The organism is Pseudomonas flexibilis (genome assembly GCF_000806415.1).
Classification (GTDB): Bacteria; Pseudomonadota; Gammaproteobacteria; order Pseudomonadales; family Pseudomonadaceae; genus Serpens; species Serpens flexibilis.
This window is the reverse complement of the sequence record NZ_JTAK01000006.1, coordinates 126,302-150,811: the sequence shown is the minus strand read 5'-3', so window position 1 is coordinate 150,811 and position 24,510 is coordinate 126,302. Positions and strand designations below refer to the sequence as shown.

The 24,510-nt window shown below is 67.5% G+C and carries 28 protein-coding genes and 1 pseudogene; 9 read left to right on the top strand and 20 right to left on the bottom strand.

The features are described from left to right. Positions 1 to 55 precede the first annotated feature (55 nt). Positions 56 to 523, top strand: a complete 468-nt coding sequence (locus PT85_RS18080) for a DUF2231 domain-containing protein (protein WP_027588696.1) — start codon at positions 56 to 58, stop codon at positions 521 to 523. A gap of 2 nt (positions 524 to 525) precedes the next feature. Here PT85_RS18080 and PT85_RS14925 read toward each other — a convergent pair whose 3' ends face one another. From PT85_RS14925 to PT85_RS14900, 6 genes are all read right to left on the bottom strand, one after another. Beyond that, a complete protein-coding gene (locus PT85_RS14925) occupies positions 526 to 951 on the bottom strand; it encodes a CopD family protein (protein ID WP_027588695.1) in 426 nt (141 codons plus the stop codon). 83 nt (positions 952 to 1,034) lie between these two features. Beyond that, positions 1,035 to 1,670: an SCO family protein gene (locus PT85_RS14920; RefSeq protein ID WP_027588694.1), complete on the bottom strand. Its 636-nt coding sequence runs from the start codon at positions 1,668 to 1,670 to the stop codon at positions 1,035 to 1,037. Beyond that, on the bottom strand, positions 1,667 to 2,569 hold the full coding sequence (gene cyoE / locus PT85_RS14915; RefSeq protein WP_039562341.1) for a heme o synthase: 903 nt from the start codon (positions 2,567 to 2,569) through the stop codon (positions 1,667 to 1,669). Before cyoE ends, PT85_RS14920 begins: the two co-directional genes overlap by 4 nt. Continuing rightward, entirely contained in the window at positions 2,566 to 3,612 is a 1,047-nt protein-coding gene (locus tag PT85_RS14910) for a COX15/CtaA family protein (protein WP_027588692.1), read from the bottom strand. The genes cyoE and PT85_RS14910 overlap by 4 nt, the downstream gene beginning before the upstream one ends. A gap of 18 nt (positions 3,613 to 3,630) precedes the next feature. Beyond that, the gene (locus PT85_RS14905) at positions 3,631 to 4,203 is read right to left on the bottom strand and encodes a hypothetical protein (RefSeq protein WP_027588691.1); all 573 of its coding nucleotides are present in this window, start codon (positions 4,201 to 4,203) and stop codon (positions 3,631 to 3,633) included. Then, positions 4,181 to 4,858 carry an SURF1 family protein gene (locus PT85_RS14900; protein ID WP_052237711.1) on the bottom strand — a complete coding sequence of 226 codons (678 nt, stop codon included), beginning with the start codon at positions 4,856 to 4,858 and terminating at the stop codon, positions 4,181 to 4,183. Before PT85_RS14900 ends, PT85_RS14905 begins: the two co-directional genes overlap by 23 nt. A 92-nt stretch (positions 4,859 to 4,950) precedes the next feature. Between PT85_RS14900 and PT85_RS14895 the strand changes: the two genes are divergently transcribed. Beyond that, entirely contained in the window at positions 4,951 to 5,145 is a 195-nt protein-coding gene (locus PT85_RS14895) for a twin transmembrane helix small protein (RefSeq protein WP_027588689.1), read from the top strand. Here PT85_RS14895 and PT85_RS14890 read toward each other — a convergent pair. The 5 genes from PT85_RS14890 to PT85_RS14870 all read right to left on the bottom strand — a co-directional run bounded on the left by PT85_RS14890 (position 5,133) and on the right by PT85_RS14870 (position 10,209). Continuing rightward, positions 5,133 to 6,026 (bottom strand): cytochrome c oxidase subunit 3, encoded by an 894-nt coding sequence (locus PT85_RS14890; RefSeq protein WP_039607117.1) that lies wholly within the window; start codon positions 6,024 to 6,026, stop codon positions 5,133 to 5,135. The two genes, PT85_RS14895 and PT85_RS14890, sit on opposite strands and share 13 nt — an antisense overlap. Positions 6,027 to 6,035: 9 nt before the next feature. Next, the gene (locus tag PT85_RS14885) at positions 6,036 to 6,563 is read right to left on the bottom strand and encodes a cytochrome c oxidase assembly protein (RefSeq protein WP_039607116.1); all 528 of its coding nucleotides are present in this window, start codon (positions 6,561 to 6,563) and stop codon (positions 6,036 to 6,038) included. Then, the gene (ctaD, locus tag PT85_RS14880; protein WP_027588686.1) at positions 6,560 to 8,149 is read right to left on the bottom strand and encodes a cytochrome c oxidase subunit I; all 1,590 of its coding nucleotides are present in this window, start codon (positions 8,147 to 8,149) and stop codon (positions 6,560 to 6,562) included. Before ctaD ends, PT85_RS14885 begins: the two co-directional genes overlap by 4 nt. A gap of 13 nt (positions 8,150 to 8,162) precedes the next feature. After that, positions 8,163 to 9,287 (bottom strand): cytochrome c oxidase subunit II, encoded by a 1,125-nt coding sequence (gene coxB, locus PT85_RS14875; protein ID WP_039607115.1) that lies wholly within the window; start codon positions 9,285 to 9,287, stop codon positions 8,163 to 8,165. A 196-nt stretch (positions 9,288 to 9,483) separates the two neighbouring features. Continuing rightward, positions 9,484 to 10,209, bottom strand: a complete 726-nt coding sequence (locus PT85_RS14870) for a carbonic anhydrase (RefSeq protein ID WP_039562333.1) — start codon at positions 10,207 to 10,209, stop codon at positions 9,484 to 9,486. Between the two features lie 183 nt (positions 10,210 to 10,392). Here PT85_RS14870 and PT85_RS14865 point away from each other — a divergent pair, with 183 nt between their 5' ends. After that, positions 10,393 to 11,028, top strand: a complete 636-nt coding sequence (locus tag PT85_RS14865) for a hypothetical protein (protein ID WP_027588683.1) — start codon at positions 10,393 to 10,395, stop codon at positions 11,026 to 11,028. Here PT85_RS14865 and PT85_RS14860 read toward each other — a convergent pair whose 3' ends face one another. Both PT85_RS14860 and PT85_RS14855 read right to left on the bottom strand, forming a co-directional pair. After that, positions 11,029 to 12,087 (bottom strand): PA0069 family radical SAM protein, encoded by a 1,059-nt coding sequence (locus PT85_RS14860; protein ID WP_027588682.1) that lies wholly within the window; start codon positions 12,085 to 12,087, stop codon positions 11,029 to 11,031. It abuts the gene before it with no gap. Positions 12,088 to 12,169: 82 nt separating this feature from the next. Further along, positions 12,170 to 13,165, bottom strand: coding sequence for a bile acid:sodium symporter family protein (locus PT85_RS14855; protein WP_039607114.1), 996 nt, complete (start codon positions 13,163 to 13,165; stop codon positions 12,170 to 12,172). 82 nt (positions 13,166 to 13,247) lie between these two features. Here PT85_RS14855 and PT85_RS14850 point away from each other — a divergent pair, with 82 nt between their 5' ends. Beyond that, positions 13,248 to 14,039 (top strand): AraC family transcriptional regulator, encoded by a 792-nt coding sequence (locus tag PT85_RS14850; RefSeq protein ID WP_027588680.1) that lies wholly within the window; start codon positions 13,248 to 13,250, stop codon positions 14,037 to 14,039. Positions 14,040 to 14,053: 14 nt separating this feature from the next. Here PT85_RS14850 and PT85_RS14845 read toward each other — a convergent pair whose 3' ends face one another. Then, positions 14,054 to 14,320, bottom strand: coding sequence for a YheV family putative zinc ribbon protein (locus PT85_RS14845; RefSeq protein WP_027588679.1), 267 nt, complete (start codon positions 14,318 to 14,320; stop codon positions 14,054 to 14,056). Then, the gene (gene prlC / locus PT85_RS14840; protein WP_039607113.1) at positions 14,317 to 16,362 is read right to left on the bottom strand and encodes an oligopeptidase A; all 2,046 of its coding nucleotides are present in this window, start codon (positions 16,360 to 16,362) and stop codon (positions 14,317 to 14,319) included. The genes PT85_RS14845 and prlC overlap by 4 nt, the downstream gene beginning before the upstream one ends. Before the next feature lie 106 nt (positions 16,363 to 16,468). Between prlC and PT85_RS14835 the strand changes: the two genes are divergently transcribed. Both PT85_RS14835 and PT85_RS14830 read left to right on the top strand, forming a co-directional pair. Then, complete coding sequence (locus PT85_RS14835; protein ID WP_027588677.1) at positions 16,469 to 17,011, top strand: gamma carbonic anhydrase family protein; 543 nt, start codon at positions 16,469 to 16,471, stop codon at positions 17,009 to 17,011. Continuing rightward, positions 17,011 to 17,670, top strand: coding sequence for an HAD family hydrolase (locus PT85_RS14830; protein ID WP_039607112.1), 660 nt, complete (start codon positions 17,011 to 17,013; stop codon positions 17,668 to 17,670). Before PT85_RS14835 ends, PT85_RS14830 begins: the two co-directional genes overlap by 1 nt. A 60-nt stretch (positions 17,671 to 17,730) precedes the next feature. Here the strand turns inward: PT85_RS14830 and PT85_RS14825 are convergent, their stop codons facing one another. Then, positions 17,731 to 18,885 (bottom strand): aminopeptidase, encoded by a 1,155-nt coding sequence (locus PT85_RS14825; protein ID WP_052237727.1) that lies wholly within the window; start codon positions 18,883 to 18,885, stop codon positions 17,731 to 17,733. Position 18,886: 1 nt separating this feature from the next. On the opposite strand from PT85_RS14825, the gene PT85_RS14820 reads away from it, so the two are divergent. The 3 genes from PT85_RS14820 to PT85_RS14810 are packed head-to-tail and all read left to right on the top strand — an operon-like array spanning position 18,887 to position 20,723. Further along, on the top strand, positions 18,887 to 19,294 hold the full coding sequence (locus tag PT85_RS14820; RefSeq protein ID WP_027588675.1) for a PA0061/PA0062 family lipoprotein: 408 nt from the start codon (positions 18,887 to 18,889) through the stop codon (positions 19,292 to 19,294). A gap of 1 nt (position 19,295) precedes the next feature. Continuing rightward, on the top strand, positions 19,296 to 19,709 hold the full coding sequence (locus PT85_RS14815) for a PA0061/PA0062 family lipoprotein (RefSeq protein WP_027588674.1): 414 nt from the start codon (positions 19,296 to 19,298) through the stop codon (positions 19,707 to 19,709). Positions 19,710 to 19,727: 18 nt separating this feature from the next. Next, the gene (locus PT85_RS14810) at positions 19,728 to 20,723 is read left to right on the top strand and encodes an LLM class flavin-dependent oxidoreductase (RefSeq protein WP_039562321.1); all 996 of its coding nucleotides are present in this window, start codon (positions 19,728 to 19,730) and stop codon (positions 20,721 to 20,723) included. 13 nt (positions 20,724 to 20,736) lie between these two features. On the opposite strand, the gene PT85_RS14805 is transcribed toward PT85_RS14810, so the two are convergent. The 4 genes and pseudogenes from PT85_RS14805 to PT85_RS14790 all read right to left on the bottom strand — a co-directional run bounded on the left by PT85_RS14805 (position 20,737) and on the right by PT85_RS14790 (position 24,405). Further along, positions 20,737 to 22,833, bottom strand: coding sequence for an acyltransferase family protein (locus tag PT85_RS14805; RefSeq protein ID WP_039607111.1), 2,097 nt, complete (start codon positions 22,831 to 22,833; stop codon positions 20,737 to 20,739). A 135-nt stretch (positions 22,834 to 22,968) separates the two neighbouring features. Beyond that, a pseudogene (locus tag PT85_RS18325) lies at positions 22,969 to 23,187 on the bottom strand (DUF1161 domain-containing protein); the annotation flags it as partial. Between the two features lie 10 nt (positions 23,188 to 23,197). Beyond that, the gene (locus PT85_RS14795) at positions 23,198 to 23,413 is read right to left on the bottom strand and encodes a dodecin (protein ID WP_027588671.1); all 216 of its coding nucleotides are present in this window, start codon (positions 23,411 to 23,413) and stop codon (positions 23,198 to 23,200) included. A gap of 107 nt (positions 23,414 to 23,520) precedes the next feature. Next, positions 23,521 to 24,405, bottom strand: coding sequence for a LysR family transcriptional regulator (locus PT85_RS14790; protein WP_039607110.1), 885 nt, complete (start codon positions 24,403 to 24,405; stop codon positions 23,521 to 23,523). Positions 24,406 to 24,510 lie beyond the last annotated feature (105 nt).

Sequence of the window (24,510 nt, the reverse complement as noted above, 5' to 3'; positions counted from 1 at the left end):
GAACTGCCAGCGCCAGCGCTGTCCACTCAAGGACAGGCGACACGGATGACTTCCCATGCCCCGCGAAACCCCCGAGGTGATCCCCAGCAACGCCGCCATCGCCGGCCACCCGTTGCACCCGATGATGATCCACTTCCCGGTGGCCGCCCTGCTCGGGCTGGTGGCCACCGACCTGGCGTTCCTCTGGACGCTGGACCCCTTCTGGTGGCGCGCCGGTCTGTGGCTGTCCGGCGTCGGCACGTTCGGCGGCTGGATCGCCAGCACCGCCGGACTGGTGGACCTGCTCAGCGTGCCGCTGATCCGCCGCAAGATCACTGCCTGGTGCCACGCCCTGCTGGCGGTGATGATGCTGTCGCTCGCCTCGCTGAACTGGGTGCTGCGCGTCGGCAGCGAGGCGGCCGACACGGTGGTGCTCTGGGGTCTCGTCCTGTCGTTGCTGACGGCCGGGCTGATCGGCCTGGCGGCCTTTCTCGGCGGCCGCCTGGTTTACGAGCACGCGGTGGCCGTGGTGGCACAGGAATAGGCTCATGCCGGCCCCCACTGCGGCTTGGCCAGCACCAGCCAGAGGGTGATACCGACCAGCGCCGCCGCCAGCGCTCCCAGGGCGGAGCATTCCAGTGACAGCGCGCGCTCCGGCTGGCGCTCCAGGCGCAGCACCAGCACACCACACAGGGCGTGACACAGCGCCATGCCCGACACCGCCGCGAGTTTCAGTATCAGCCAGCCGGCCCACTGCCCGGCGACCAGGAACAACAGGGTTCCGGAGCCGATGGCCAGTAACGCGGCGGGTGTCGCGAACAGGGTGAAGACCACTCGCACCGGGTAATCGGTTTCAGGATGCAGCCGGGAATGCGCGCCCTGAGCGCTGCTGGCAATCAGCGCCGGCAGGTAGAGCAGGCTGCCGCACCAGCACAGCAGGGCGGCGAAGTGCAGCAGTTTGAGCCACGGCATCCGGGTCCCTCCAGAACAATGCCCGTGCGATGCCGGGCGGCGGGTTCTGGATGTGTGACCCGGGACGGGCCGAACTGTTCAGCTCAGGGCTGGCTGGCCAGCAGCGCGGGCAGGGCCTCGGCCAGTTTCTGCACCTTGAGCGGGGCGCGGATGAAGCCCTGCTGGCGACCATCCGGGCCGAGCAGGGCCAGGTTGCCGCTGTGGTCGACGGTGTAGTTGGGCAGGCTTTCGTTGCCGGGGATAAAGGGAATGCCCACCCGCCCGGACAGCGCCTGGATTTGGTCCAGCTCGCCGGTCAGCCCGCGGAAGCCGGCATCGAAGAACCCCAGGTACTGCTTGAGTTGCTCGGGCGTGTCGCGGGCCGGATCGACCGTGACCATCACCACCTGCAGGCGCTGGCGGTCTTCCTCGCTCAGCAGGCCTTGCAGCTGACGCAGTTCGGCCAGCGTGGTCGGGCAGATGTCCGGGCAGAAGGTGTAGCCGAAGAACAGCAGCGTCCAGCGGCCGGTCAGGGCGTCCACCGCCTGCGACTGGCCATCCTGGTTGGTGAGGGTCAGCGCCGGCAGCTCCCGGCTCTGCGGCAGCTGCACGATGCCGGCGTCCAGCAGCCGCGCGGGGTCCAGCTGGTTCGGGCGATTGAGGGCCTTGTAGACGGTCAGCCCCATCACCAGGGCAACCACGGCGACGAGGGCGATTACGGTTGTATGCGTTCGGGTCATGGGATCAACGGCAGGTAATGGTCCACCAGCAGAGCGATGAACAGCAGGAAAAGGTAGGCGATAGAGTACTTGAAGGTGCCGATCGCCGCCTGAGGCCGGCTGTCACGGTACAGCACCCAGGCCCAGTAGAGGAATCGCCCACCCAGCAGCAGGGCGCAGATCAGGTAGGGCAGTCCGCTCATGCGGATGACGAAGGGCAACAGGCTGACCGCCAGGAGGATCAGCGTATAGAGCAGGATATGCACCTTGGTGTACTGCTCGCCGTGGGTCACCGGCAGCATGGGAATGTCGGCCCGGGCGTACTCGGCCTTGCGGTGGATGGCCAGCGCCCAGAAGTGCGGCGGGGTCCAGGCGAAGATGATCAGCATCAGCAGCAGCGGCTCGGCGCCCAGGTGGCCGCTGACCGCTACCCAGCCCAACAGCGGCGGCGCCGCCCCGGCCAGCCCGCCGATGACGATGTTCTGCGGGGTGGCGCGCTTGAGAAACCCGGTGTAGATCGCCGCATAGCCAATCAACGAGGCCAGGGTCAGCCAGGCGGTGAGGGGGTTGGTGAAGGCCAGCAGCAGCAGTTGCCCGGCCAATGCCAGCAGCAACGCGAACACCAGGGCCGCCACGGGCGAGACGCGGCCGCTGGTCACCGGGCGCCGCCGGGTGCGCGCCATCAGCCCATCGATGTGTCGGTCCACCACATGGTTCACCGTGGCGGCCGCGCCGGCGCACAGGGCGATGCCCAGGTTGCCGAACAGCAGCACGGTCCAGGGCACCCCGGCGCGGGTGGCCAGGAACATACCCACCAGCGAGGTGATCAGCATCAGCAGCACCACCCGGGGCTTGGTCAGCTCCAGGTAATCGCGCCAGCTAGCCGGGGGGTGCGGTTCAACGCGCTGCAGGCTGGTCATGGCAAGGCTCCTTCCCGGGCGGGTTCAAATCGTTTCGGCAGCGGCCGCACCAGCAGCACGCCGGCCGGGCGGCGCAGGCGGAAATGGACCAGCACGACCGCCAGCAACAGCAGCGCGCCGCCCGCGTTATGGGCCAGCGCCAGGTGCAGCGGCAGGTGCAGCAGCACATTGGCGACACCCAGCGCCAGCTGGGCGCCCAGCGCCAGCAGTAACAAAAGGGCCAGCCCGCCCAGGCCGGCTACCCACAGGCGCCAGGCCAGCAGCAGCCCGACCAGCGCCACCAGCAGGGCACCCAGCCGATGGGTCATATGAATGGCGGTACGTGCGGCACCATCCAACTGGCCGCCGAGGTAGTTCGGCCCCTTTTCCTGGGCGACGCGGAAGCCGTTGTGGAAGTCCATCGCCGGCCACCATTGGCCCTGGCAGGTCGGTAGGTCGACACAGGCCATGGCTGCGTAGTTAGCGCTGACCCAGCCACCCAGGGTGATCTGACCGACCACCAGCAGCAGCGTCAGCCAGGCCAGCAGGCGCAGCGAAACGGGCGCGGCCGGCAGGGCGGGCAGCCGACCGGACAGCCGCAGACTGAGCAGGAACAGCAGCGCCAGCGTTGCGAAACCCCCGAGCAGGTGCGCCACCACCACCTGGGGCCAGAGCTTGAGGGTCACCGTCCACATGCCGAAGGCCGCCTGCAGGATCACCAGGCCCAGCAGCAGGATCGGCAAGCGCAGCGGCTGCCCCGAGCGCGAGCGCCACTGGATGGCACGCAGCGCCAGGATCAGGATTACCAGGCCCAACAGGCCGGCCACGTAACGGTGGACCATCTCGTTCCAGCCCTTGTCGATCTCCAGCGGTGCGTCGGGGAAACGCAAGGCCGCCACCTCCTGGGCCCGCTCGCTCATCGGCACGCTGAGGAAGCCATAGCAGCCAGGCCAATCCGGGCAGCCGAGTCCCGCATGGGTCAGGCGCGTGTAGGCGCCGAGCATGACCACCACCGCCGCCAGCAGGGTAGCGAAGATGGCCAGGGCGAATCCGGGTCGACTCATGGCTTCCTCCTTGAAGCGCTAGCCCAGGCGCGACAGCTTGAGCAGATGGCGCAGGTCGTCGAGCACCGCCTTGCCGGCAACGCCCTGTGGATAACTCAGCACCAGATTGCCGAGCGGATCGACGATCCACAGCCGGGCGCCGGGGCTGAACCGGCCATAGCGTGTCGCATCCAGCACCAGCTGCCGGAGCTGTGGATATTCACGCGCCAGTTGGTCGGCATACGCTGCATCCAGGCTGCCACCCAGCGCCAGGGCATGGCTGGCGCGTCCCGCCTCGCGACCAAGGCCGATATGGATCTGCCGCGCCAGATAAACCAGTTCGCGGCACGCGACCGGACATTCGCCGGCGTCGGTCACCAGCAACTGCCAGCCCGCACGCTCGGCCCCGGCGACGCCCAGATCGGCCAGGGTCTGGCCGCCGCCGTGCAGTTGGCCGTGAAAGGTGCGGGCTTCCGGCACCCAGAAACGCCACTGGTACATGGCGGTGGCCAGCACCATGGGGCCAATCACCACCAGCAGTATGAGCAACAGCTGCAGGCGGCCACGCCCCACTGGCCGAGCCTGCTGTTCAAGGTGCAGCGATTGATGCATGACGAGCCTCCCGTGCCCGATGAATCCCGAGGTGGATGAACAGCGCCAGCAACGCTGCGGCCAGGCCGAACCATTGCACCGCGTAGCCCTGATGTTTCTGGGGCTCCATGGACACGCTGGGCCAGTTGGGGATCAGCGCCGCCGGTCCCGGCTCGAGTCGCAGTTCCAGCAGCACGCCGGGGCGACGCAGTTCCTGCCAGATCGCCGGCGGGTCCAGGCGGTTGACCAGTCGCGGCCAGCCCGTGGCGTTGCCCACCGCCAGCAGACTGCGGCCCGGCGGTACATAGGTCCAGGCGGTGAGCTGCAGCTCGCCGGCGGGCGTCTCGAATTGCGGAGGCAGCCGCCGGTCCGGCCAGGGCAGCCAGCCGCGATTCACCAGTACCCAGCGCCCGCTGGGGTGGTCCATGAACGGCTGCACCAGCTCCACACCCACCTGGCCCTGCTGCACGCGGTTGTCGAGCAGCAGGCTGTGGGCGGCATCGAAGCGGCCACGCAAACGGACTCGCACGAACGCCGGCTCGGGCTCGGACAATAGCGTTTGCACCGGGACCGGCGGCGCCACGCGCCGCTGCGCCTCGGCCGCCAGGATCTGGCGTTTCTCCTCGGCCCGCGACAGTTGCCAGTAGCCCAGGCTGCACAGCACCGGCAGCAGCATCAGCACCACCAGGCTCGGCAACCAGCCGGGCCGAAAGCGGGGCCCGGGCTGTCTATACTGCTTCCCCACTTCACCTCCCCATGGAGTTGCGCGTGCTCAAGGCAGCGATTCTCCTGCTCTTGCTGGCCATCCTGACGAGCCTCTTTTCCGCCCTGTACTTCATGCTCAGAGACACGGGCCGCTCGAATCGCATGGTCTATGCGCTCTATGCCCGGGTCGCGCTCTCCGCACTGGCCCTGGCGCTGATCGCCTGGGGTTTCTACAGCGGCCAGCTTCAAAGCACGTAAACGAACACGAACAGGCAGATCCACACCACATCCACGAAGTGCCAGTACCAGGCCGCCGCCTCGAAACCGAAATGATCGTCGGCGGTGAAATGCCCGCGCAGCACGCGGACGAACATCACGCTGAGCATGATGGCGCCAATGGTCACGTGGGCGCCGTGAAAGCCGGTGAGCATGAAGAAGGTGGCGCCGTAGATGCCCGAGCCCAGCGTCAGGCCCAGCTCGGTATAGGCGTGGATGTATTCCTCGGCCTGCAGTGCCAGGAAGGCAAAGCCCAGCAACAGGGTCAGTCCCAGCCACAGCTTGAGCGGCCCGCGCTGGCCACGGCGCAGGGCGTGATGGGCGAAGGTCAGGGTGAAACTGGAGGTGACCAGCAGGAGGGTGTTGATCAGCGGCAGCCCCCACGGGCCGATCACCTCGCTGGGGCCCGGGAACACCTTGGGATCGGGGTTCTGCAGCAACGGCCAGCTGTACTCGAAGCCAGGCCAGAGCATGTTGCTGATGCCCTTGTCGCCTTCGCCACCGAGCCAGGGGCCGACCCAGTAGCGGATGTAGAACAGCGCGCCGAAGAAGGCGGCGAAGAACATCACCTCCGAGAAGATGAACCAGCTCATGCCCCAGCGGAACGAGCGGTCCATCTGCGCGCTGTACAGCCCGGCGCGGTTCTCGCGAACCACCGAACCGAACCAGCCGAAGAACATCCAGATCAGCAGCAGCACGCCGATGAAGAAGATCAGCGGCCCGCTGGCGCTGTCGCGTTCGGCGGACAGGTCGTTGAACCAGTGGCCCAGCCCGGTGACAGTCACCAGCAGGCCGATGCAGGCGATGATCGGCCACTGGCTCTGGGCGGGGACGTAGTACGGCTCGTGCGGTTGTGTGGCCATCGAAGTCTCCTATCCGTCCTGGGGCTGGCGGCCCGTGATGTCGAACAGCGTGTAGCCGAGGGTCAGGTGATGGACATCGCGCGGCAGGTCGCGGTCGACGATGAAGCGCACCGGCATTTCGATCTGCTCGCCCGGCTGCAGCACCTGCTGGGTGAAGCAGAAACATTCGGTCTTGTGGAACCAGGCGGCGGCCCGCGCCGGCGCCACACTGGGCACGGCCTGGGCGGTCATCGGTCGGTCGGTGGGATTGCGCGCCACGAAACGCACCTCGTGGCTGGCCCCGGGATGCACCCGCACCTCCGCCTGCAGCGGCTCGAACGTCCAGGCCATGCCCTCGGCATTGGTGGCCAGGAACTGCACCCGCACCGTGCGGCTGTCATCGACCTGCTGCGTGCCCTGGTACTGTCCGGCGGTCTTGCCGTTGATGCCGAAGGCCTGGCACATCACGTCGTACAGGGGCACCAGGGCAAAGCCGAAGCCGAACATCACCGCCACCAGCAGCAGCAGGCGAGTCACCAGGCGCGAGGTACTGGTCATTTCACCTCCGGCGGCACCTGAAAGGTGTGGTAGGGCGCCGGTGACGGCACACTCCATTCCAGCCCCTCCGCACCGTCCCAGGGCTTGGCGGGGGCTGGACGGCCACCACGAATACACTTGATGACGATGAACAGGAACAGCAGCTGGGTAGCGCCGAACAGGAAGGCGCCAATGCTCGACACCAGGTTGAAGTTGGCGAACATCAGGTTGTAGTCGGGGATACGGCGTGGCATGCCAGCTAGGCCGAGGAAGTGCATGGGGAAGAAGGCCAGGTTCATGCCCACGAAGGACAGCCAGAAGTGCAGCCTGGCCAGGGTCTCGTCGTACATGTGCCCGGTCCACTTGGGCAGCCAGTAGTATGCCGAGGCGAAGATGCCGAAGATGGCGCCCGGCACCAGCACATAGTGAAAGTGGGCAACCACGAAGTAGGTGTCGTGGTACTGGAAGTCAGCCGGGGCGATGGCCAGCATCAGGCCGGAGAAGCCGCCGATGGTGAACAGGATGACGAAGGCCACGGCGAACAGCATCGGCGCCTCGAAGGTCAGCGAACCCTGCCACATGGTGCTCACCCAGTTGAACACCTTCACCCCGGTGGGCACGGCGATCAGCATGGTGGCGTACATGAAGAACAGCTCGCCGGTGAGCGGAATGCCCACGGTGAACATGTGGTGGGACCAGACCAGGAACGACAGGAAGGCGATGGCGCCGGTGGCGTAGACCATCGAGGTGTAGCCGAACAGCGGCTTGCGGCTGAAGGCCGGGATGATCGCGCTGATCGCGCCGAAGGCCGGCAGGATCATGATGTACACCTCGGGGTGCCCGAAGAACCAGAATACGTGCTGGAACAGCACGGGATCGCCACCGCCCGCGGCGCTGAAGAAGCTGGTGCCGAAGTGGATGTCCATCAGCATCATGGTCACCACCCCGGCCAGCACCGGCATCACGGCGATCAGCAGGAACGCTGTGATCAGCCAGGTCCAGACGAACAGCGGCATCTTCATCAGTGTCATGCCCGGCGCACGCAGGTTGAGCACCGTGGCGATCACGTTGATGGCGCCCATGATCGAGCTGATCCCCATCAGGTGGATGGCGAAGATGAAGAAGGTCACCGATTCCGGTGCATAGGTGGTGGACAGCGGCGCATAGAAGGTCCAGCCGAAGTTCGGCCCACCGCCCTCCATGAACAGGGTGCTGACCAGCAGGCCGAAGGCCGCCGGCAGCAGCCAGAAGCTGAAGTTGTTCATGCGCGGCAGGGCCATGTCCGGCGCACCGATCATCAGCGGGATCATCCAGTTGGCCAGGCCGACGAAGGCCGGCATCACCGCGCCGAACACCATGATCAGGCCGTGCATGGTGGTCATCTGGTTGAAGAACTCTGGCTGCACGATCTGCAGGCCCGGCTGGAACAGCTCGGCGCGGATCACCATGGCCATGCTGCCGCCCAGCAGGAAAGCGCAGAAGCTGAACCACAGGTAGAGCGTGCCGATGTCCTTGTGGTTGGTGGTCAGTACCCAGCGCATCAGGCCCTTGGCGGGGCCGTGGTGGTCATGCACGGCATGACCGTGGTCGATCACTGCATCGCTCATGTCCGTCATGTCCTCATTCCTGGGCCTGTTTGAAGGCCAGCACGTCCTGCGGGGTCAGCATGTCGCCGACGCTGTTGCCGAGCGCGTTGCGCTCGTAGGTCACCACGGCGGCGATGTCCACCTCCGACAGCTGGCGGCCGAAGGCGGCCATGGCGGTGCCCGGCTTGCCGTTGAAGACGATGTTCAGGTGCCCGTCCAGCGGACCGGCGGTGAGCGGTGAGCCCTTGAGCGCCGGGAACATGGGCGGCAGACCCTCGCCATTGGCCTGGTGGCAGGCCGAGCAGTAGGTCTGATAGACCTGCTGGCCGCGTTCGACCAGCTCCTCGCGGGTCCACTCCTTGCTGGTCAGTTCCTTGAGCTGCGCCGCCTCGGCCTTGCGTTCGGCCAACCAGGCGGCGTAGTCCTCCTGGCTCTTGGCTTCCACCACCACCGGCATGAAACCGTGGTCCTTGCCACAGAGTTCGGTGCACTGGCCGCGGTAGATGCCGGGCTCCTCGATGCGTGTCCAGGATTCGTTGATGAAGCCCGGGATGGCGTCCTTCTTCACCGCCAGCGCCGGCACCCACCAGGAGTGAATGACATCGGCCGCGGTGATCAGGAAGCGCACCTTGGCGCCGACCGGCACCACCAGCGGGTTGTCCACCTCCAGCAGATAGTGCTCGCCCTTGGGCGCCAGGTTGTTCATCTGCTCGCGGGAGGTGGTGAGGTTGCTGAAGAACTCGACGTCTTCGCCCAGGTACTTGTAGTGCCACTTCCACTGGTAGCCGGTGACCTGGATGTCCACATCGGACTCGGACGTGTCGTAGATGTCGATCAGCGTGCGGGTAGCCGGCACCGCCATGCCGATGAGGATCAGCAGCGGAATGACCGTCCACAGCACCTCGACGCGGGTGTTTTCGTGAAAATGCGCCGGCTGCTGGCCGGTTGAGCGACGGTGGATGATCATCGACCAGATCATCACGCTGAACACCAGCACCCCGATGATCACGCAGATCCAGAAGATGGTCATGTGCAGGTCGAACACCGAGCGGCTGACCTCGGTGGCGCCCCGATGCATGTTGACGTCCCAGGCCCCCTGGGCCGACGAGTGAAGCACCCCAACCAGCAGACCCATCCAGAGTCGTGGATGTCGCATCATTGCGCTCCCCTATCGTTCTTGTTATCTGCCGACAGGACCGGAGGGCCGGGACGAGACTGCTGACTTCGCCGCGCTGGCCTCAGGCCGGTCGGGAGTACGTCGTTCGCCTCGGAGTATAGACAGAGCGCGGAAGGCGCCAGGGGAGCCGACCGCCGGCGACCGGCGGTCGTGGCGGCCAGGAGGGCCGCCGGCAGGATCAGCCGCGGGAGAAGCGCGCGCGCGGCGTGGCCATCGGCACCACGTCGCCGTCGAGCGGCAGGAAGCTGCCCCGCTCGGCGTCGTACGCCAGGATGGCGCTGCTCTCGATGTCGTACACCCAGCCATGGATGAACAGCTGGCCGCTGGCCAGGCGCGCCGCCACCGAGGGGTGGGTGCGCAGGTGGTCGAGCTGGGCGACGACGTTTTCCTCGGTGAGCACCTGCAGCGTGTCATGATGACCGCAGCCGCAGTTCTCCTCGACCACACGCAGCGCCACTTCGGAATGACGCAGCCAGGCCTTTACGGTCGGCATGCGCTCCAGGCTCTGCGGATCGAGTACCGCCTTCATGGCGCCGCAGTCGGAATGGCCGCAAACGATGATGTGCTGCACACCCAGGGCCAGCACGGCATATTCGATGGCGGTGGAAACGCCGCCCATCATCTGCCCGTAGGGCGGCACCACGTTACCGACATTGCGTGAAACGAACAGGTCGCCGGGGGAACTCTGGGTGATAAGTTCCGGCACGATGCGCGAGTCGGCGCAGGTGATGAACATCGCCCGCGGATTCTGCGCCGTGGCCAGCGCCTTGAAGAGTTCCTCCTGTTGCGGAAACACTTCCTGTCGGAAACGCCGGAAGCCACTGACGATGCTGTTCAGGGCCTCTTCGGCACTCTCGCTGCCGGTACGAACCTGGATCGGGATGGCCTTGTGCTTGTACGGCATTTCTTCAAACCTCGGTTCTAGAACGGATTTTGCACTGCAAGACGAGCCGCCGACCCTGCAGAGTCACAGGCTGTCGTCGGCCCCTGAACTATACGCCCGAATTGTCGATAACGAGGGTGAAGGTCAACCGCAGTCTCGATGCGCCAACTAAGGTTTTGCATGAAGCGTATTCCAGGAGCCGCCATGAACCTGTCTTCCATGCGCGCGATCATCCACCAGGCTCAACTGGAGGAGCAGCGCAGCGGGCGTCTGGCTCGCCTGCTCGGCAATCGCCTGCCGCAGCTGCATCCCTCCATTCGCCTGCCGCTGGAAAACGGCTCGCAGAGCCTGCTGCAGTTCGTCAGCGCTTACATCGAGCAGGTGCCCGACCTGCTGGAGGCCGCCGCCCGGGTGGCCGGTGAAACCGGGCTGCAGGCCCACATCGACCCGCTGCTGCGGGTCGCCGAGGAGTTTTTCCAGGCACCCCGGCATGCCGAGGCGGGGCTGGCGGCGCTGCTGGACGACGCCTATCTGGCGCAGCGGCTGATCGAGGAGGTCAACGACCGCTACCTGGTGCAGCTCGGCCGACCCTTGATCCCCCTCGACAACACCACCGCCAACCTGATCGCCCATCAGCTGATCGGCGAGCCCTACGCCAACTCGCTGGACCAGGCGATCTTCGAGACGGTGGACGGCCTGCTCGATCCGGCGCGCATGACCAGCGAGGAGCGCCAGACCTGCCGCGCCTGCCTGGAAGATGAAGAAACCCGCCAGGCCTGGCAGCAGTGGCCGTGCCTGAGCCGCCAGCTGGGCATGGAATTGCGCCTGGGCAGTCTCTGATCACCAGAGCGCCAGTTGCGCGCCCGGCGGCGCGAAGCGCTGGCAATCCAGCCCGCGCAGTTCCCGCCGGTTCAGGCCCAGGCGTTTGCAGGCAACCTGGAAACGCCGCGCCAGCAGGTCCGCGAACGGCCCTTCGCCACGCATGCGAAGGCCAAAGCGGCTGTCGTAATTCGCTCCGCCCCGGCACTGGCGCACCAGGCTCATCACATGCTCGGCGCGCTGCGGGAAATGCGCCCGCAGCCAGTCCTCGAACAGCTCGGCAATCTCCAGTGGCAGGCGCAGCAGCACATAGCCGGCGCTTTGGGCGCCGGCGTCGCGGGCGGCCTTCAGCAGCTGTTCCAGTTCGGCATCGTTGACCATCGGAATCATCGGCGCGCACAGCACCGACACCGGCACCCCGACGGCATGCAGCTCGCGCAGGCAGCGCAACCGCGCGGCGGGCGAGGCCGCGCGCGGCTCCATGATGCGCTTGAGCTCGTTGTCCAGCGTGGTCAGGCTGATGGCCACGCTGACCAGGTTCTGCGCGGCCAACTGCTCCAGCAGATCGAGGTCGCGCAGGATCAGCGCGCTCTTGGTAATCAGGTGCACGGGGTGGCGATAACGCAGCAGGATTTCCAGCGCCTGGCGGGTCAGGCGCTGCTCGCGCTCGATGGGCTGATAGGCGTCGGTGTTCACCCCCAGGGCGATCGGCGCCGGCAGGTAGCCGGGCCTGCTCAGCTGTTCCTCCAGGCGCTCGGCCAGATTGGTCTTGGCGATCAGCCGGGTCTCGAAATCCAGCCCCGGCGACAGGTCCCAGTAGGCATGGCTGGGACGGGCGAAACAGTAGATGCAGCCGTGCTCGCAGCCGCGATAGGGGTTGAGGGAGCGATCGAAGCCGACATCCGGCGAGCGGTTGCGGGTGATGACACTTTTTGCCAGCTCCTGACGCACTTCGGTGGCCCGGCTCGGCGGCACCTCCTGATGCCAGCCGTCATCGAAGGCTTCGCAACGGGTCGGCGCATAGCGATTGTCAGGATTGTCGGTGGTGCCACGGCCGCGTGGCGGTGGAGATACGGTCATTGAAACTCCGGATACTGTTTTTATATACAGTATCCGGAGTTTTCGCTTTGGCAAAAGCCGTTCGGCGGACGTTTCTACCGCCTCACGTCTCGGCGCCGAGCCCCACCTCGTCACCCTCCGGCCGCCGCGCGTAACGCTGGGCCAGCACCGCGCAGACCATCAGCTGGATCTGGTGGAAGATCATCAGCGGCAGGATCAGCGTGCCGACGGCCCCCCCGGCGAACAGCACCTGGGCCATGGGGATACCGGTCGCCATGCTCTTCTTCGAGCCGCCGAACAGCAGGGTGATGCGGTCCTCCTGGTTCAGCCCCACGCGCCGGCCGATGAACTCGACCAGCACCAGCACCAAGGCCAGGAACAGCGTGCAGACCAGCGTCAACGCCAGCAGACGGGCCAGCGGGATCTGTTCCCAGAGCCCGCCGATCACCGCCGCGCTGAAGGCGGTGTAGACCACCAACAGGATCGAGCCCTGATCCACCCGGCGCAGCCAGTTGCTGTTGCGCGCCACCCAGCCACCGATCAGCGGGCGGGCCAGCTGACCGGCGACGAAGGGCACCAGCAACTGCAGCACGATCGCGCCGATGGCGTCCAGGGTCGAGCCGCTTTCGCCCTCCACGCCCATCAGCAGCATGACCAGCAGCGGGGTGAGGAAGATGCCCAGCAGGCTGGAGGCCGCCGCGCTGCAGATGGCCGCCGGAATGTTGCCGCGCGCCAGCGAGGTGAAGGCGATGGCCGATTGCACGGTGGCCGGCAGCGCGCAGAGGTAGAGCATGCCCAGGTACAGTTCGTTGCCCAGCAGCGGATACAGCAGCGGCTTGAGCGCCAGGCCGAGCAGCGGGAACAGCACGAAGGTGCAGGCGAAGATCAGCAGGTGCAGGCGCCAGTGGGTGGCGCCCGCGATGATCGCATCGCGCGACAGCTTGGCGCCGTGCATGAAGAACAGCAGGCCGATGGCCAGGCTGGTGATCCAGGCGAAGGCCACTGCGCCCTGGCCGCTGGCCGGCAGGACGGTGGCCAGCAGCACCACGCCAATCAGGATCTGGGTGTAGGCATCGGGCAGGAAACGGGTCAGTGCCATTTGGAGTTCTCGTGGTTGTCGGCAGGTGGAGGCGGACACTACCCTGTTCGCCGACGACCGACTAACGCCAATGAGCCCACCAATGTCGCCAAACGGACAGGAACAGTCCCTGAATCCCAGCATGGCCGCGCTTTCCAGCCTGCCACGCCCGCTCTACGGGCGCGTCGAATCGCTGGCCAACCTGGCGCTCGCCTACCGCCACAGCCACCCGTGGGCGCAGCTCTCCTACGCCAGCCAGGGCGTGCTGGAGGTGCAAACGGCGGCCGGCCGTTTCATTGCCCCGCCCCAGCGCGCGGTGTGGGTGCCGGCGGGCATGCCGCACCGGGTGTACCGCTCGCCGCACACGGAAATGCGCAGCCTGTACCTGGATGGTTCCATCACCACCTGGGCGCCGCCCGGCTGCCGGGTGCTGGAGGTCAGCCCGCTGCTGCGCGAGCTGATCCGCACTTTCAGCCTGCTGCCGGAAGCCTACGACGAAGACGGTGCGGACGGCCGGCTGGCGCAGGTGTTGCTCGACCAGTTGGCCGCCGCTCGCGAGGTGGATCTGATGCTGCCGCTGCCCCACGACAGCCGCCTGCGCCCGCTGTGCCGCAGCCTGCAGGCCCATCCGGAACGACAAACCACCCTCGGCGACTGGAGCCAGCGTCTGGGCCTGTCGGAAAAGACCCTGAGCCGGCTGTTCCAGCGCGAGACCGGCCTGAGCTTCCGGGCCTGGCGCCAGCGCCTGCGCCTGCTCGGCGCGCTGGCGCCGCTGGAGCGCGGCGAACGGGTCACCGACGTGGCGCTGGCCTGCGGCTACGACTCCACCTCGGCGTTCATCGCCGCCTTTCGCCAGCAGTTCGGCTGCACGCCGGGGGAGTTCTTTCGCGAATAGAACGCCCCGGGGCCTTATTCCGACTTCTTCAGCTTCGGGTTGGGGAAGAACTGCATGGCCTGGCCGCTCTGCGGTTTGGCCGCCGCTGGCTTGGCCTGGTTGACCCGCGTGCCGAGCTCCTTGGGTACCGAAATACCCTGCTCGTTGAGGGTGTCGGCGTAGTCGCAGGCCACGCATTCGCGGTGCGGCACGCCGTCGATGTCCCACATCTTGATGGTGTCCTGGGCTTCGCAGGCCGGGCACACGGCGCCGGCGATGAAACGCTTCTTCACTTCGCTCATGCTGCATTCTCCGTCAGGCCGCTGTGGCGCAGCAGCGCGTCAATGGCCGGCTCGCGGCCACGAAAATCCACGAACAACTGCATCGGCGCCTGGGAGCCGCCGCGCGCCAGGATGGCGTCGCGGAACGCGCGACCGGTTTCCGGATTGAGCACGCCTTCTTCCTCGAAGCGCGAGAAGGCGTCGGCGGACAGCACCTCGGCCCACTTGTAGCTGTAGTAACCGGCCGCGTAGCCGCCGGCGAAGATGTGGGCGAAGCCGTTGGCGAAGCGGTTCCACTGCGGCGGCCGCATCACCGCCACCTCGTCGCGCACCGCCTCGAGCACCTGCAGCACGCTGCGGCCGTCGCCATGGCTGGCATGCAGCTCGAAGTCGAAGATCGAGAATTCCAGCTGGCGCAGCATCATCAGCCCGGACTGGAAGTTCTTCGCCGCCAGCATCTTGTCCAGCAGCTCCCGGGGCAGCGGCTCGCCACTCTGGTAGTGGGCGGAAATCAGCGCCAGGCCTTCCGGCTCCCAGCACCAGTTCTCCATGAACTGGCTGGGCAGCTCGACGGCATCCCAGGCCACGCCGTTGATGCCAGAGGCACCGGCATGTTCGACGCGGGTCAGCAGGTGGTGCAGGCCATGGCCAAACTCGTGGAACAGGGTGGTCACTTCATCGTGGGTCAGCAGCGCCGGCTTGCCAGTAGTCGCCGGGGTGAAGTTGCACACCAGGTAGGCGACCGGCGAGACCAGCCGGCCATCGGCGCTGCGGCGCTTGTCGCGCGCGCCATCCATCCACGCGCCGCCGCGCTTGTTGGCCCGGGCGTAGAGGTCGAAATAGAAGCGGCCGATCTGCTCGCCGTGCTCGCGGATCTCAAACAGGCGCACGTCCGGGTGCCAGCGCTCGAAGTCATGCAGCTCGTTGATCTCGATGCCGTAGAGCTTCTGCACGATGGTGAACAGGCCGGACAGCACCTTGTCGATCGGGAACCACTCGCGCACGGTTTCCTGGGACAGGTCGTAGCGCGCCTGGCGCAGCTTCTCGGCGAAGTAGCCGGTGTCCCAGCTCTGCAGGTCGTCCACGCCGCGCTCGGCGGCGAAGGCGCGCAATTCTTCCAGATCGCGCCGGGCGAACGGCTTGCTGCGCACCGCCAGGTCGCGCAGGAAGCTCAGCACCTGCTCGGTGGAGTCGGCCATCTTGGTGGCCAGCGACAGCTCGGCGAAGTGCGCGAAACCCAGCAGGCGAGCCAGTTCCTGACGCAGGTCGAGGATTTCCACCATCAGCGGGCCGTTGTCATGCTGGCCGGCGTTCGGACCCTGGTCGGAGGCGCGGGTGCTGTAGGCGGTGTAGACCTCCTGGCGCAGGGCGCGGTTGTCGGCGTAGGTCATCACCGCGTAGTAGCTGGGGAATTCCAGGGTGATCAGCCAGCCGTCCAGCTCCTTGGCCTCGGCGGCCTGTTTCATCTGCGCGCGGGCCGACTCCGGCAGGCCGGCCAGTTCGTTCTCGTCGGTGAGCAGCTTGGTCCAGGCCTGGGTGGCGTCCAGCAACTGGTTGGAGAAGCGGCTGGTCAGGTCGGACAGGCGCTGCTGGATCTCGCCGTAGCGCCTCTGCTGCTCGGCCGGCAGGTCGATGCCGGACAGGCGGAAGTCGCGCAGGCTGTGTTCGAGGATGGTCTTCTGCGCCACGTCGAAGGTGGCGGCCTCGGCGCTCTGCGCCAGCGTCCGGTAGGCCTCGAACAGCGCGCGGTTCTGCCCCAGCTCGGTGTAGTACGCGGAGAGCTTCGGCAGGCAGGCCTGGTAGGCGTCGCGCAGTTCCGGGCTGTTGCACACCGCGTTGAGGTGGCTGACCGGGCTCCAGGCCTGGCCGAGGCGCGCGCCCAGCTCGTCGAGGGCCTGCACCAGGCCGCTCCAGCTCGGGTTCTGGCGCTGGCTGTCGAGCAGGCGCTCGATCGCCGCGCGGTTGTCGGCAAGGATCTGGTCGATCGCCGGTTCGACATGCTCGGGTCGAATGGCGGAGAAGGGCGGCAGGTCGAAATCCTGCAGGAGGGGATTGCTGGTCACTGCGTTCTTACCTGTGGAGGAAGTGATGTGGGACAGGGTAGGCAACGTCCACTTGCCCGGCATCTTAATTACAATCGCCCACTCTCGCAGCTCAGGAGAGCCTATCGTGGCCATTCGTTCCTACCGCAACCACACGCCCCGCCTCGGCGAGCGGGCCTTCGTCGACGCCAGCGCGGTGCTGATCGGCGACATCGAACTCGGCGCGGACAGCTCGGTGTGGCCGCTGGCGGTGATCCGCGGCGACATGCACCGCATCCGCATCGGCGCGCGCACCAGCATCCAGGACGGTTCCGTCCTGCACATCACCCACGCCGGGCCATACAACCCGGAGGGTTATCCGCTGACCATCGGCGACGAGGTCACCGTCGGCCACAAGGTGACCCTGCACGGCTGCACCCTGGGCAACCGCATCCTGGTGGGCATGGGCGCCATCGTCATGGACGGCGTGGTGGTGGAGGACGAGGTGGTGATTGGCGCCGGCAGCCTGGTGCCGCCGGGCAAGCGGCTGGAAAGCGGCTATCTGTATGTGGGCAGCCCGGTGAAGCAGGCCCGTCCGCTGAGCGACGCGGAAAAGGCTTATTTCAGCTACACCGCCGGCAACTACGTGAAGCTGAAGGATCAGCACCTGGCAGAAGGGTACGACCGCTAATGCACCACGACACCATTCTCTTCGACCTCGACGGCACCCTGACCGACCCCCGCGAGGGCATCACCCGCTCGGTGCAGCACGCCCTGGCGCAACTGGGCATCCACGAGCCGGACCTGGCCGCCCTGGAGCATTTCATTGGCCCGCCGCTGCTGCAGTGCTTCATGAGCAGCTATGGGATGGACGAGGAACGGGCCTGGCAGGCGGTGCATCACTACCGCGAGCGCTTCCGCGTTACCGGCCTGTACGAGAACCGCCCGTTCGACGGTATCGGCACGCTGCTCGAAGAACTGCGCGGGCAGGGCCGCCGCCTGTTCATCGCCACCAGCAAGCCCACGGTGTTCGCGGCGGAGATCGCCCGGCACTTCGGCTTCAACCAGCACTTCGAGCGCATCTACGGCAGCGAGCTGGACGGCACGCGCACCGACAAGCGCGAGCTGATCGGCTACCTGGTGGAAAGCGAAGCGCTGGACCCGGCGAGCACGCTGATGATCGGCGACCGCAAGCACGACCTGATCGGCGCCCGTCACAACGGCCTGGCCTGCGCCGCCGTGGGTTACGGCTTCGGCAGCCGCGAGGAGCTGCTGGCCGAGGCGCCGGACTGGCATTTCGACAGCCTGGACGCGCTGCGCAGCGCCTTTCTGGGCAGCCAGGCCGCCTAGATCGGCGGACTTCTGCCGCGATGGGGCGCCACGCCTGAAGCGTCGCGGCTGAAGCCCCGCCTACGGGTCTTCCGTTCCCGTCGGCGGCCGGTCGAGTTCCCCGTCCCCCTGCAACGCAGCCAGCCGGCTGCGGCGCTGCTCGGCGGACACCCCGCCGAGCTGGCGCACCGCCTCGTGGAAGGCCGACCAGTCCTCGCCCACCTCGGCGAACAGCCGCGCGAAGGCCGGCACCCACTGGTCGTACAGCGCGAAGGGCAGCAGGCTGGCGTTGTTCAGCGGCCCGGCCATGAAACGGTCGAAATTGGCCACCTGGTCGGCCTCGCGCAGCCGGCGGTAGTCGGCCCGCAACTGCGCCAAGGCCTCGGCCTTGGCCTGACGCAGCGCCTCCACCGAGCGCGGCGCGGCATAGAGCACGCGCAGGCGTTCGCGGGTGTCCAGAATCAGCGCAACGAACGCCCGGAGCCGTTGCTCCGCCGCGCCATCGGGCGCCGGCAGGCCGCGCCGCGCGCGCCACTCGCGCAAGCCCTGACGCTCCGCGAAGCTGGCGTAGGACTCGTTGAACGCCGTGTCGCCCGGCAGGTAGAAGCGCTGGTGCGCCAGTTCGTGGAAGATCAACCCGGCCAGTTGCTCGTCGTCGCGGCGCAGCATGCTGCTGAGCAGCGGATCGGCAAACCAGCCCAGGCTCGAGTAGGCGTCCACGCCGCCCAGCCACACATCCAGGCCGCGGGCGCGCAGCCGCGCGGCGGCGGCTTCGGCCAGCTCGAGGCGGAAGTAGCCCCGGTAGGCCACACAGCCGGCCAGCGGGAAGCATTGCGGACTGGCCTCCACGGAAAATTCCGGCGTGGCCATCAGGCTCCAGAGCACGTGCGGCCGGTCCAGTTCGACGTAGCTGAGGTAGCTGCGGTTGTCGGGCAGCCGCAACACCTGGCTGGCGAAATGCCGGGCCTGCACGGCGACGCCCAGACGCGCGCGCAGCTGGGGGTCTCGCCGTTGGTCGGAAAGCACCTGAGTGGTCGGCTCACGCTGGCGCAGGAGTTGCAGCTGGCCCGTTGCCATCTGGTGGTAGTAGCCAAGATTGACGCAACCGCTCAGCCAGAGGCACAGCAGCCAGGGAACCGCACGGCAGGACCAGCGGTCGAGAACCCTGAATTGCCGCGCTTTCCCGCTGGCCGCTGTAGGTTTTCCTGGCCCCCTACGCCGTCGACCGGAGTCCATCATGCGCGTCACCCTGCTGAGTCTCTGCCTGCTGGTCCTACCGGGCTGCTCCCTACTGTCGGGCCCCGACGCCGAGCGCGCCTGGGTCGACCTGCAAAGCGCCGCCGATAATCGCCTGGTCACCCTAGAGCTGGACGGCTCGCCGTGGCGCAAGAACCACTTCCGGCTGGCGCCCGGCGCCCACCAGCTGGCGGTGCGCTACCAGTTCGACGTCAATCCCCGCGACATCGGCGGGGACACTCCCCACCGTCGCGATTGCCGGCTGACCCTGGCGTACGACGACTTTACCCCAGGCCAGCGCTACCGCCTGCAAGCCGGGCAGCATGGCTTCCGACCCTGGATCCGCCTGTACGATCCCTACGACCGCCTGGTCGCACGCGGCGCGGAACAGGGCTGTCGCGGCGGCTAGCATGCGCCCCGTCGCGGCCTTGCTCGGACTGCTGCTCGGCTCCTGCGCCGCACCGGTCCCGCCGGCCGATCCCGGGCAGGCGCGGATCAGCCTACGCGCCGCCCCGGCCGATGTGCTGAGCGCCCAGCGACTGGACGGGCAGCGGCTCGCCGACGGTCGCTACGTTGACGTGGCGCCCGGCACCCATGAGCTGCAACTGCGCTACCAGTACGACAGCCGGCAGGGCAGCGGCCTGTTCGGCGAGCCGCGCCGGGTCACCTGCGAGCTGCGCCTGCGTTATGCCCACTTCCAGGCCGGCCGGGACTATCGTTTCGAAGCCCGGCCGCTGGCCCTCAAGGCCCAGGGCTGGTTATACGATCAGGACGGCACCGAGCCGCTGGCCCGCGCGGAAGTGGTACGCTGCGGGCCGTTTTGACCGACCGGGAGTCCCGCCATGCGTCGCCTTGCCGATACCCGTTTCTCTATCCTCGATCTGGCACCGATCCGTGACGACGGCACGCCGGCCGACGCCCTGCACAATGCCCTGGCGCTGGCGCGGCATGCCGAGTCGCTGGGTTTCGAGCGCTTCTGGGTGGCCGAACACCACAACATGGACGGCATCGCCAGCTCGGCCACCGCCGTGCTGATCGGTTATCTGGCCGCCGGCACCTCGCGCATCCGCCTCGGCGCCGGCGGCGTGATGCTGCCCAACCATTCCCCCCTGGTGGTCGCCGAACAGTTCGGCACGCTGGAAGCGCTCTATCCGGGGCGTATCGACCTGGGCCTGGGCCGCGCGCCCGGCGCCGACCCGTTCACCGCGCGCGCCCTGCGCCGCGATCGTCTGGGCAGCCCGGACGATTTCCCCCAGGACGTGGAGGAACTGCAGGCCCTGCTCGGCCCGCGCCAGCCCGGGCAATCGGTGATTGCCATGCCGGGCATCAACAGCCGCGTGCCGATCTGGCTGCTCGGCTCCAGCCTGTTCAGCGCCCGTCTGGCCGCCGCCAAGGGGCTGCCCTACGCGTTCGCCTCGCACTTCGCACCGCAGTACATGCACCAGGCCATCGCCCTGTACCGCGAGGAGTTCCAGCCCTCGGACGTGCTCGACCGCCCGCAGGTGATGCTCGGCGTGCCGCTGGTGGCGGCGGACAGCAACGAGGAAGCCGAGTACCTGGCTACCACGCTGTACCAGCGCGTGCTGGCGCTGATCCGCGGCCACAGCCTGCGCATGCAGCCGCCAGTGGCCGACATGCGCGACCTTTGGCTGCCCCAGGAGCAGGAGGCGGTGAACAATTTCCTTGGCGTGGCGGTGATCGGCGGACCCGAACGGGTTCGCGAGCGCCTGGAGCGGCTGCTCGACCGCACCCAGGCAGACGAACTGATCTTCACCTGCGACCTCTACGACAACGCCGCGCGCCTGCGCAGCCTGGACGTCCTGACCAACCTGCGCTGATCCGGCGATCCGGCTATGGCCCGCGCCGCGGTAGCACCGGCGCCTGGGCTTCGAGCGCCGCCTGCACGGCCGAAGCCATGTAGTGGACGAAGGAGCGTGTCAGGTGGTCTCGATCGCGCCACATCAGGTGGCCTTCGAAGTACGCCGGACAGCGCCCATCCACACACAGCAAGTGGCTCAGGTCCAGGGCGTGGAAACCCGGCAGCCGCTCCTCCAGCGCGCGCGCCGGATTTACCACCAGCAGCACCTCCTGCATCGGCCGCGCACAGCGGCTGGCGCGCGCCGGGTTCTGCCAGACGCAAGCACTGGGGTCGCGGCGGAACCAGGGATTGTCGCGGATACCGATCACCGGGATGTCCAGTGCCAGGACCTTCCTCAGACTTTCCACCAACCCGTCCGGCACAAACTCGACAGCGTCCGCCCGGCCTGGCGAGAAGGAACGGGTCGCGGTGGTGATCACCACGTTCGGCCGCAGCGCCGCCAGCACCGGCAGCAGGCCGGCATTCCACCGCCGGCAGTCCTCGCTGCGCGACGCCACCGGCTGATAGCCCAGCGAGCAGGCCGACATGACAATGGTGACCAGCCGGAACCCGTAGCGGCGGCCGATCTCCGAGAAGGCCGGCTCCCATTGCGAAGCGTGGGAACCACCGACCAGCGCCACCAGCGGCGCGGCTTCGAGGTCGCCGAAGGTGCACAGGATGATCTCTGCGCTGAACATGCCACGGTCACAGCTTTCCCGCGCGGCGGGACTGATGTCGCGCTTGACGCCCATGAAACGCGCCAGCGACACGCTGCGGGCGTTGTCCTGCAGGCTGATGCGGCTGCCGGTGAAGAAGCCCCGGGATTCGCCGCCCTGTTCCGCCATGCGCAGCCGGTCGAGAATCACATGCTTGCCCCCTACCCAGAGCGCGAATACCGGCATCAGGCACAGCACACCGAGCATGAAGGCGCGCCAGGGGTGGTTGCGCGGGATGCGACGCGCCGGTGTCTCCACCAGCAGGCTGGTGAGGATGGCCAGCAGCAGCGACAGCCCGATCACCAGCAGGCCCTGCGGCAGGTTGACCTGATCGACCCCGTGCAGGTGCAGCATGAAGACCAGTACCGGCCAGTGCCACAGGTAGAGGGTGAAGGACACGCCTCCCAGGTACACCAGCTGGCGGGTGGACAACAGTCGCTGGATTACCGAGGCCTCGCGGCGGGCGCCGCCATACAGCAGCAGGGCGGCGGCCAGCACCGGCAGCAGCGCGGCCACGCCCGGGAACGGCATGTCCCGAGGCACCAACACGCCGGTGCCCAGCAGCAGGACCAGCCCCAGGCCAGACAGCGCCAGGCTCAGCCGGCGGCCGGGCCCCGAGAGCAGGGGCAAGGCCAGCGCCAGCAGGGCACCGACGAGAAACTCCCAGAGTCGGGCCAGAGGATTGAAGTAGGCGCGCACCGGGTTTGCCTCGGTGGCCGACAGGCCATAGGCGAAGGAGAGCAGGGCCCCGCCGCCGATGACCAGCAGCAGCGGCCAGCGGGAGCCGAAGCGGCGCGCCAGCCACAGGGCGACGCCCAGCAAGCCGGGCAGCAGCAGATAGAACTGCATCTGCATGGACAGCGCCCAGAACTGCTGGAAGGGGCTGGGCGGCATGTGGCGATCCAGATAGTTCGCGCCGCTGCGCATCAGGTGCAGATTCTCCAGCTGCAGGGCGCTGAACAGCAGGTCGTCGATCACGGTGCGCCAGAGCGGCGCAGGAACGTACAGATAGCCAAACAGCAGGGTGCATAACAGGACCAGATACGCCGCCGGGGCCACCCGCTTGACCACGCCGGCCCAGAACTCGATCGGTCGCAGGCGCCCGCCATTGGCGGCCTGGCGCAGCAGCAGACCGGCCATCAGGTAGCCGGACACCACGAAGAACACGTCGACGCCGCCGGATACCTTGTGGACCCACAGGTGGAAGATCAGGATCAGCAGGGCGCCCAGGGCGCGCATGCCCTGCACGTCGTCACGAAAACGATTGTCCTGGTAGGGGCGCAGCAGCGCCCGTCGGTCGGTTGCGGAAAGCGCCTGATAGCCGCGCTGGATCAGCTCTTCCGCCGCACTGCCAGTCGCTCCTCCGTGAGCCATGGCGAGGGCGCCCGATCAGGGCAACGGCCGGATCGGCTCGGGCAGCGACGTCGGCCCGGCATCCCGCTCATCCTCAGGCAGGGGCGCTGTGTCGGCGTTCTCATCGTCCGGCAGCGTATCGGGCAGTTCGGCGCGGCCGCGCCGATAGAGGATTTCCTTGCTGCCCCCTTCGCAGGTCCCGACTACGGTCCAGCCCACCGCCCCTCCGGGGTTGGTGATCTCCAGCTGGTATTCATGCACGCCCCGGGCTTGCAGCTTGGCGGCGATCTCCGCCTTGAGCTCCTCGCAGGGCTTGGACGCAGCCTGGAGCTCAGTGCCTAGCAGCATCAGCCCGAGGATCGGCAACAGGTTCATGGCGGCCTCCTCAGCTGTTGGCGATGCGGAAGCCGACCTTGAGCGTCACCTGGAAATGCCCGACCGCGCCGTTGACGATGTGCCCACGCGTGCTGACCACTTCGAACCATTCCAGCAGGCGCAGACTCTTGCCCGCCTCGGTCAGCGCACTCTGGATGGCGTCTTCGATGCTGGTGGGGGAGGTGCCGACCAGCTCGACCAGCTTGTAGGTGTGATGATCCGACATGTCGCCGCTCTCCTGATGAAGGGCCCTGGCCCGTACGGTCATGGACAGCGGACCGCTGGATGAGTGCGCCCGCATGGGCTGGGGAACAGCATAGAAAAGCCTTGCCGTTACGCCAGCGCGGCACGCAACCAGTCGGCCAGTCGCTCGGCGCGTCGATCCAGGCGCCGGCGCGGCACCCAGAGGGCCAGCCGCGCAGGGGTCTCCACGAAGCCCCAGGGCGCCAACAGACGGCCGGTGGCCAGGTCGTCGGCCACCAGCTGCTGCGGGGCGATGGCCACGCCCAGGCCGGCCAGCGCAGCTTCCAGCAGGTAGTAGAGATGCTCGAACCCCTGGCCAAGGCGCAGTTGCCCCGGCTGCAGCCCCTGGCTGCGCAGCCAGGTGGGCCACGCCTGGGGCCGCGAGACGGTGTGCAGCAGCGCCTCATCAAGCAGCGCCTCCGGCGGCGCCGCGCCCAATTGCGCCGCCCGGGGATGGTGCGGACTGAGCACCGGACCGATGCGCTCGGCGGCCAGCTCGAACACGGCAACATCGGCCGGCCAGGGCGGCTCGGCAAACCACAGGGTGGCGTCCAGGCCGCCGCGGCGCGGGTCCAGCTCGCCTTCGCTGGCCGACAGCTGCAGACGTAACTCCGGCAGCTCGCGTTGCAGGCGATCCAGGCGTGGGATGAACCAGCGCGCCAGCAGGCTGCCCGGGCAGCCGAGCACGAAGGGCGCCTCACTGGCCTGGTGCTGCAGTTCGGCGCACAGCGTGGCCAGCCGCTCGAAGGCCTCGCTGGCCACCGCGCCGAGACGGGCCCCGGCATCGGTGAGTTTTACGCCGCGTCCTTCCTTCTCCAGCAGTGCCACGCCGAGGGTCTGTTCCAGGTTGGCGAGCTGCCGACTGACCGCCCCATGGGTAACGTGTAGCTCGTCGGCCGCGCGTTTCAGGCTACCTAGGCGCGCCACGGCCTCGAAGGCGCGCAGGGCATTGAGCGGGGGAAGCGAGGCGGTCATAGGTGATATTTCCTGACGAATTGCGGCAATCTTATCGCTTTTTAAGACATCGGGGATTGGTTAAGGTCTGACCATCGCTGCAACGCCCCTCGAATCCAGGAGCCT

What these genes read in the sequence shown, in the direction of transcription:
- PT85_RS14815 (WP_027588674.1), top strand. Translation starts at nt 19,296, where the DNA reads ATGCGCCCCGTCGCGGCCTTGCTCGGACTGCTGCTCGGCTCCTGCGCC.
- PT85_RS14805 (WP_039607111.1), bottom strand. Translation starts at nt 22,833, where the DNA reads ATGGCTCACGGAGGAGCGACTGGCAGTGCGGCGGAAGAGCTGATCCAG.
- PT85_RS14860 (WP_027588682.1), bottom strand. Translation starts at nt 12,087, where the DNA reads ATGACCGTATCTCCACCGCCACGCGGCCGTGGCACCACCGACAATCCT.
- PT85_RS14885 (WP_039607116.1), bottom strand. Translation starts at nt 6,563, where the DNA reads ATGACCAGTACCTCGCGCCTGGTGACTCGCCTGCTGCTGCTGGTGGCG.
- ctaD (WP_027588686.1), bottom strand. Translation starts at nt 8,149, where the DNA reads ATGAGCGATGCAGTGATCGACCACGGTCATGCCGTGCATGACCACCAC.
- PT85_RS14820 (WP_027588675.1), top strand. Translation starts at nt 18,887, where the DNA reads ATGCGCGTCACCCTGCTGAGTCTCTGCCTGCTGGTCCTACCGGGCTGC.
- PT85_RS14900 (WP_052237711.1), bottom strand. Translation starts at nt 4,858, where the DNA reads ATGCTGCTGCCGGTGCTGTGCAGCCTGGGCTACTGGCAACTGTCGCGG.
- PT85_RS14910 (WP_027588692.1), bottom strand. Translation starts at nt 3,612, where the DNA reads ATGAGTCGACCCGGATTCGCCCTGGCCATCTTCGCTACCCTGCTGGCG.
- PT85_RS14855 (WP_039607114.1), bottom strand. Translation starts at nt 13,165, where the DNA reads ATGGCACTGACCCGTTTCCTGCCCGATGCCTACACCCAGATCCTGATT.
- PT85_RS14925 (WP_027588695.1), bottom strand. Translation starts at nt 951, where the DNA reads ATGCCGTGGCTCAAACTGCTGCACTTCGCCGCCCTGCTGTGCTGGTGC.
- PT85_RS14845 (WP_027588679.1), bottom strand. Translation starts at nt 14,320, where the DNA reads ATGAGCGAAGTGAAGAAGCGTTTCATCGCCGGCGCCGTGTGCCCGGCC.
- PT85_RS14795 (WP_027588671.1), bottom strand. Translation starts at nt 23,413, where the DNA reads ATGTCGGATCATCACACCTACAAGCTGGTCGAGCTGGTCGGCACCTCC.
- PT85_RS14865 (WP_027588683.1), top strand. Translation starts at nt 10,393, where the DNA reads ATGAACCTGTCTTCCATGCGCGCGATCATCCACCAGGCTCAACTGGAG.
- PT85_RS14810 (WP_039562321.1), top strand. Translation starts at nt 19,728, where the DNA reads ATGCGTCGCCTTGCCGATACCCGTTTCTCTATCCTCGATCTGGCACCG.
- PT85_RS14920 (WP_027588694.1), bottom strand. Translation starts at nt 1,670, where the DNA reads ATGACCCGAACGCATACAACCGTAATCGCCCTCGTCGCCGTGGTTGCC.
- PT85_RS14790 (WP_039607110.1), bottom strand. Translation starts at nt 24,405, where the DNA reads ATGACCGCCTCGCTTCCCCCGCTCAATGCCCTGCGCGCCTTCGAGGCC.
- PT85_RS14905 (WP_027588691.1), bottom strand. Translation starts at nt 4,203, where the DNA reads ATGCATCAATCGCTGCACCTTGAACAGCAGGCTCGGCCAGTGGGGCGT.
- coxB (WP_039607115.1), bottom strand. Translation starts at nt 9,287, where the DNA reads ATGATGCGACATCCACGACTCTGGATGGGTCTGCTGGTTGGGGTGCTT.
- PT85_RS14830 (WP_039607112.1), top strand. Translation starts at nt 17,011, where the DNA reads ATGCACCACGACACCATTCTCTTCGACCTCGACGGCACCCTGACCGAC.
- PT85_RS14890 (WP_039607117.1), bottom strand. Translation starts at nt 6,026, where the DNA reads ATGGCCACACAACCGCACGAGCCGTACTACGTCCCCGCCCAGAGCCAG.
- PT85_RS14825 (WP_052237727.1), bottom strand. Translation starts at nt 18,885, where the DNA reads ATGGACTCCGGTCGACGGCGTAGGGGGCCAGGAAAACCTACAGCGGCC.
- PT85_RS14870 (WP_039562333.1), bottom strand. Translation starts at nt 10,209, where the DNA reads ATGCCGTACAAGCACAAGGCCATCCCGATCCAGGTTCGTACCGGCAGC.
- cyoE (WP_039562341.1), bottom strand. Translation starts at nt 2,569, where the DNA reads ATGACCAGCCTGCAGCGCGTTGAACCGCACCCCCCGGCTAGCTGGCGC.
- PT85_RS14850 (WP_027588680.1), top strand. Translation starts at nt 13,248, where the DNA reads ATGTCGCCAAACGGACAGGAACAGTCCCTGAATCCCAGCATGGCCGCG.
- PT85_RS18080 (WP_027588696.1), top strand. Translation starts at nt 56, where the DNA reads ATGCCCCGCGAAACCCCCGAGGTGATCCCCAGCAACGCCGCCATCGCC.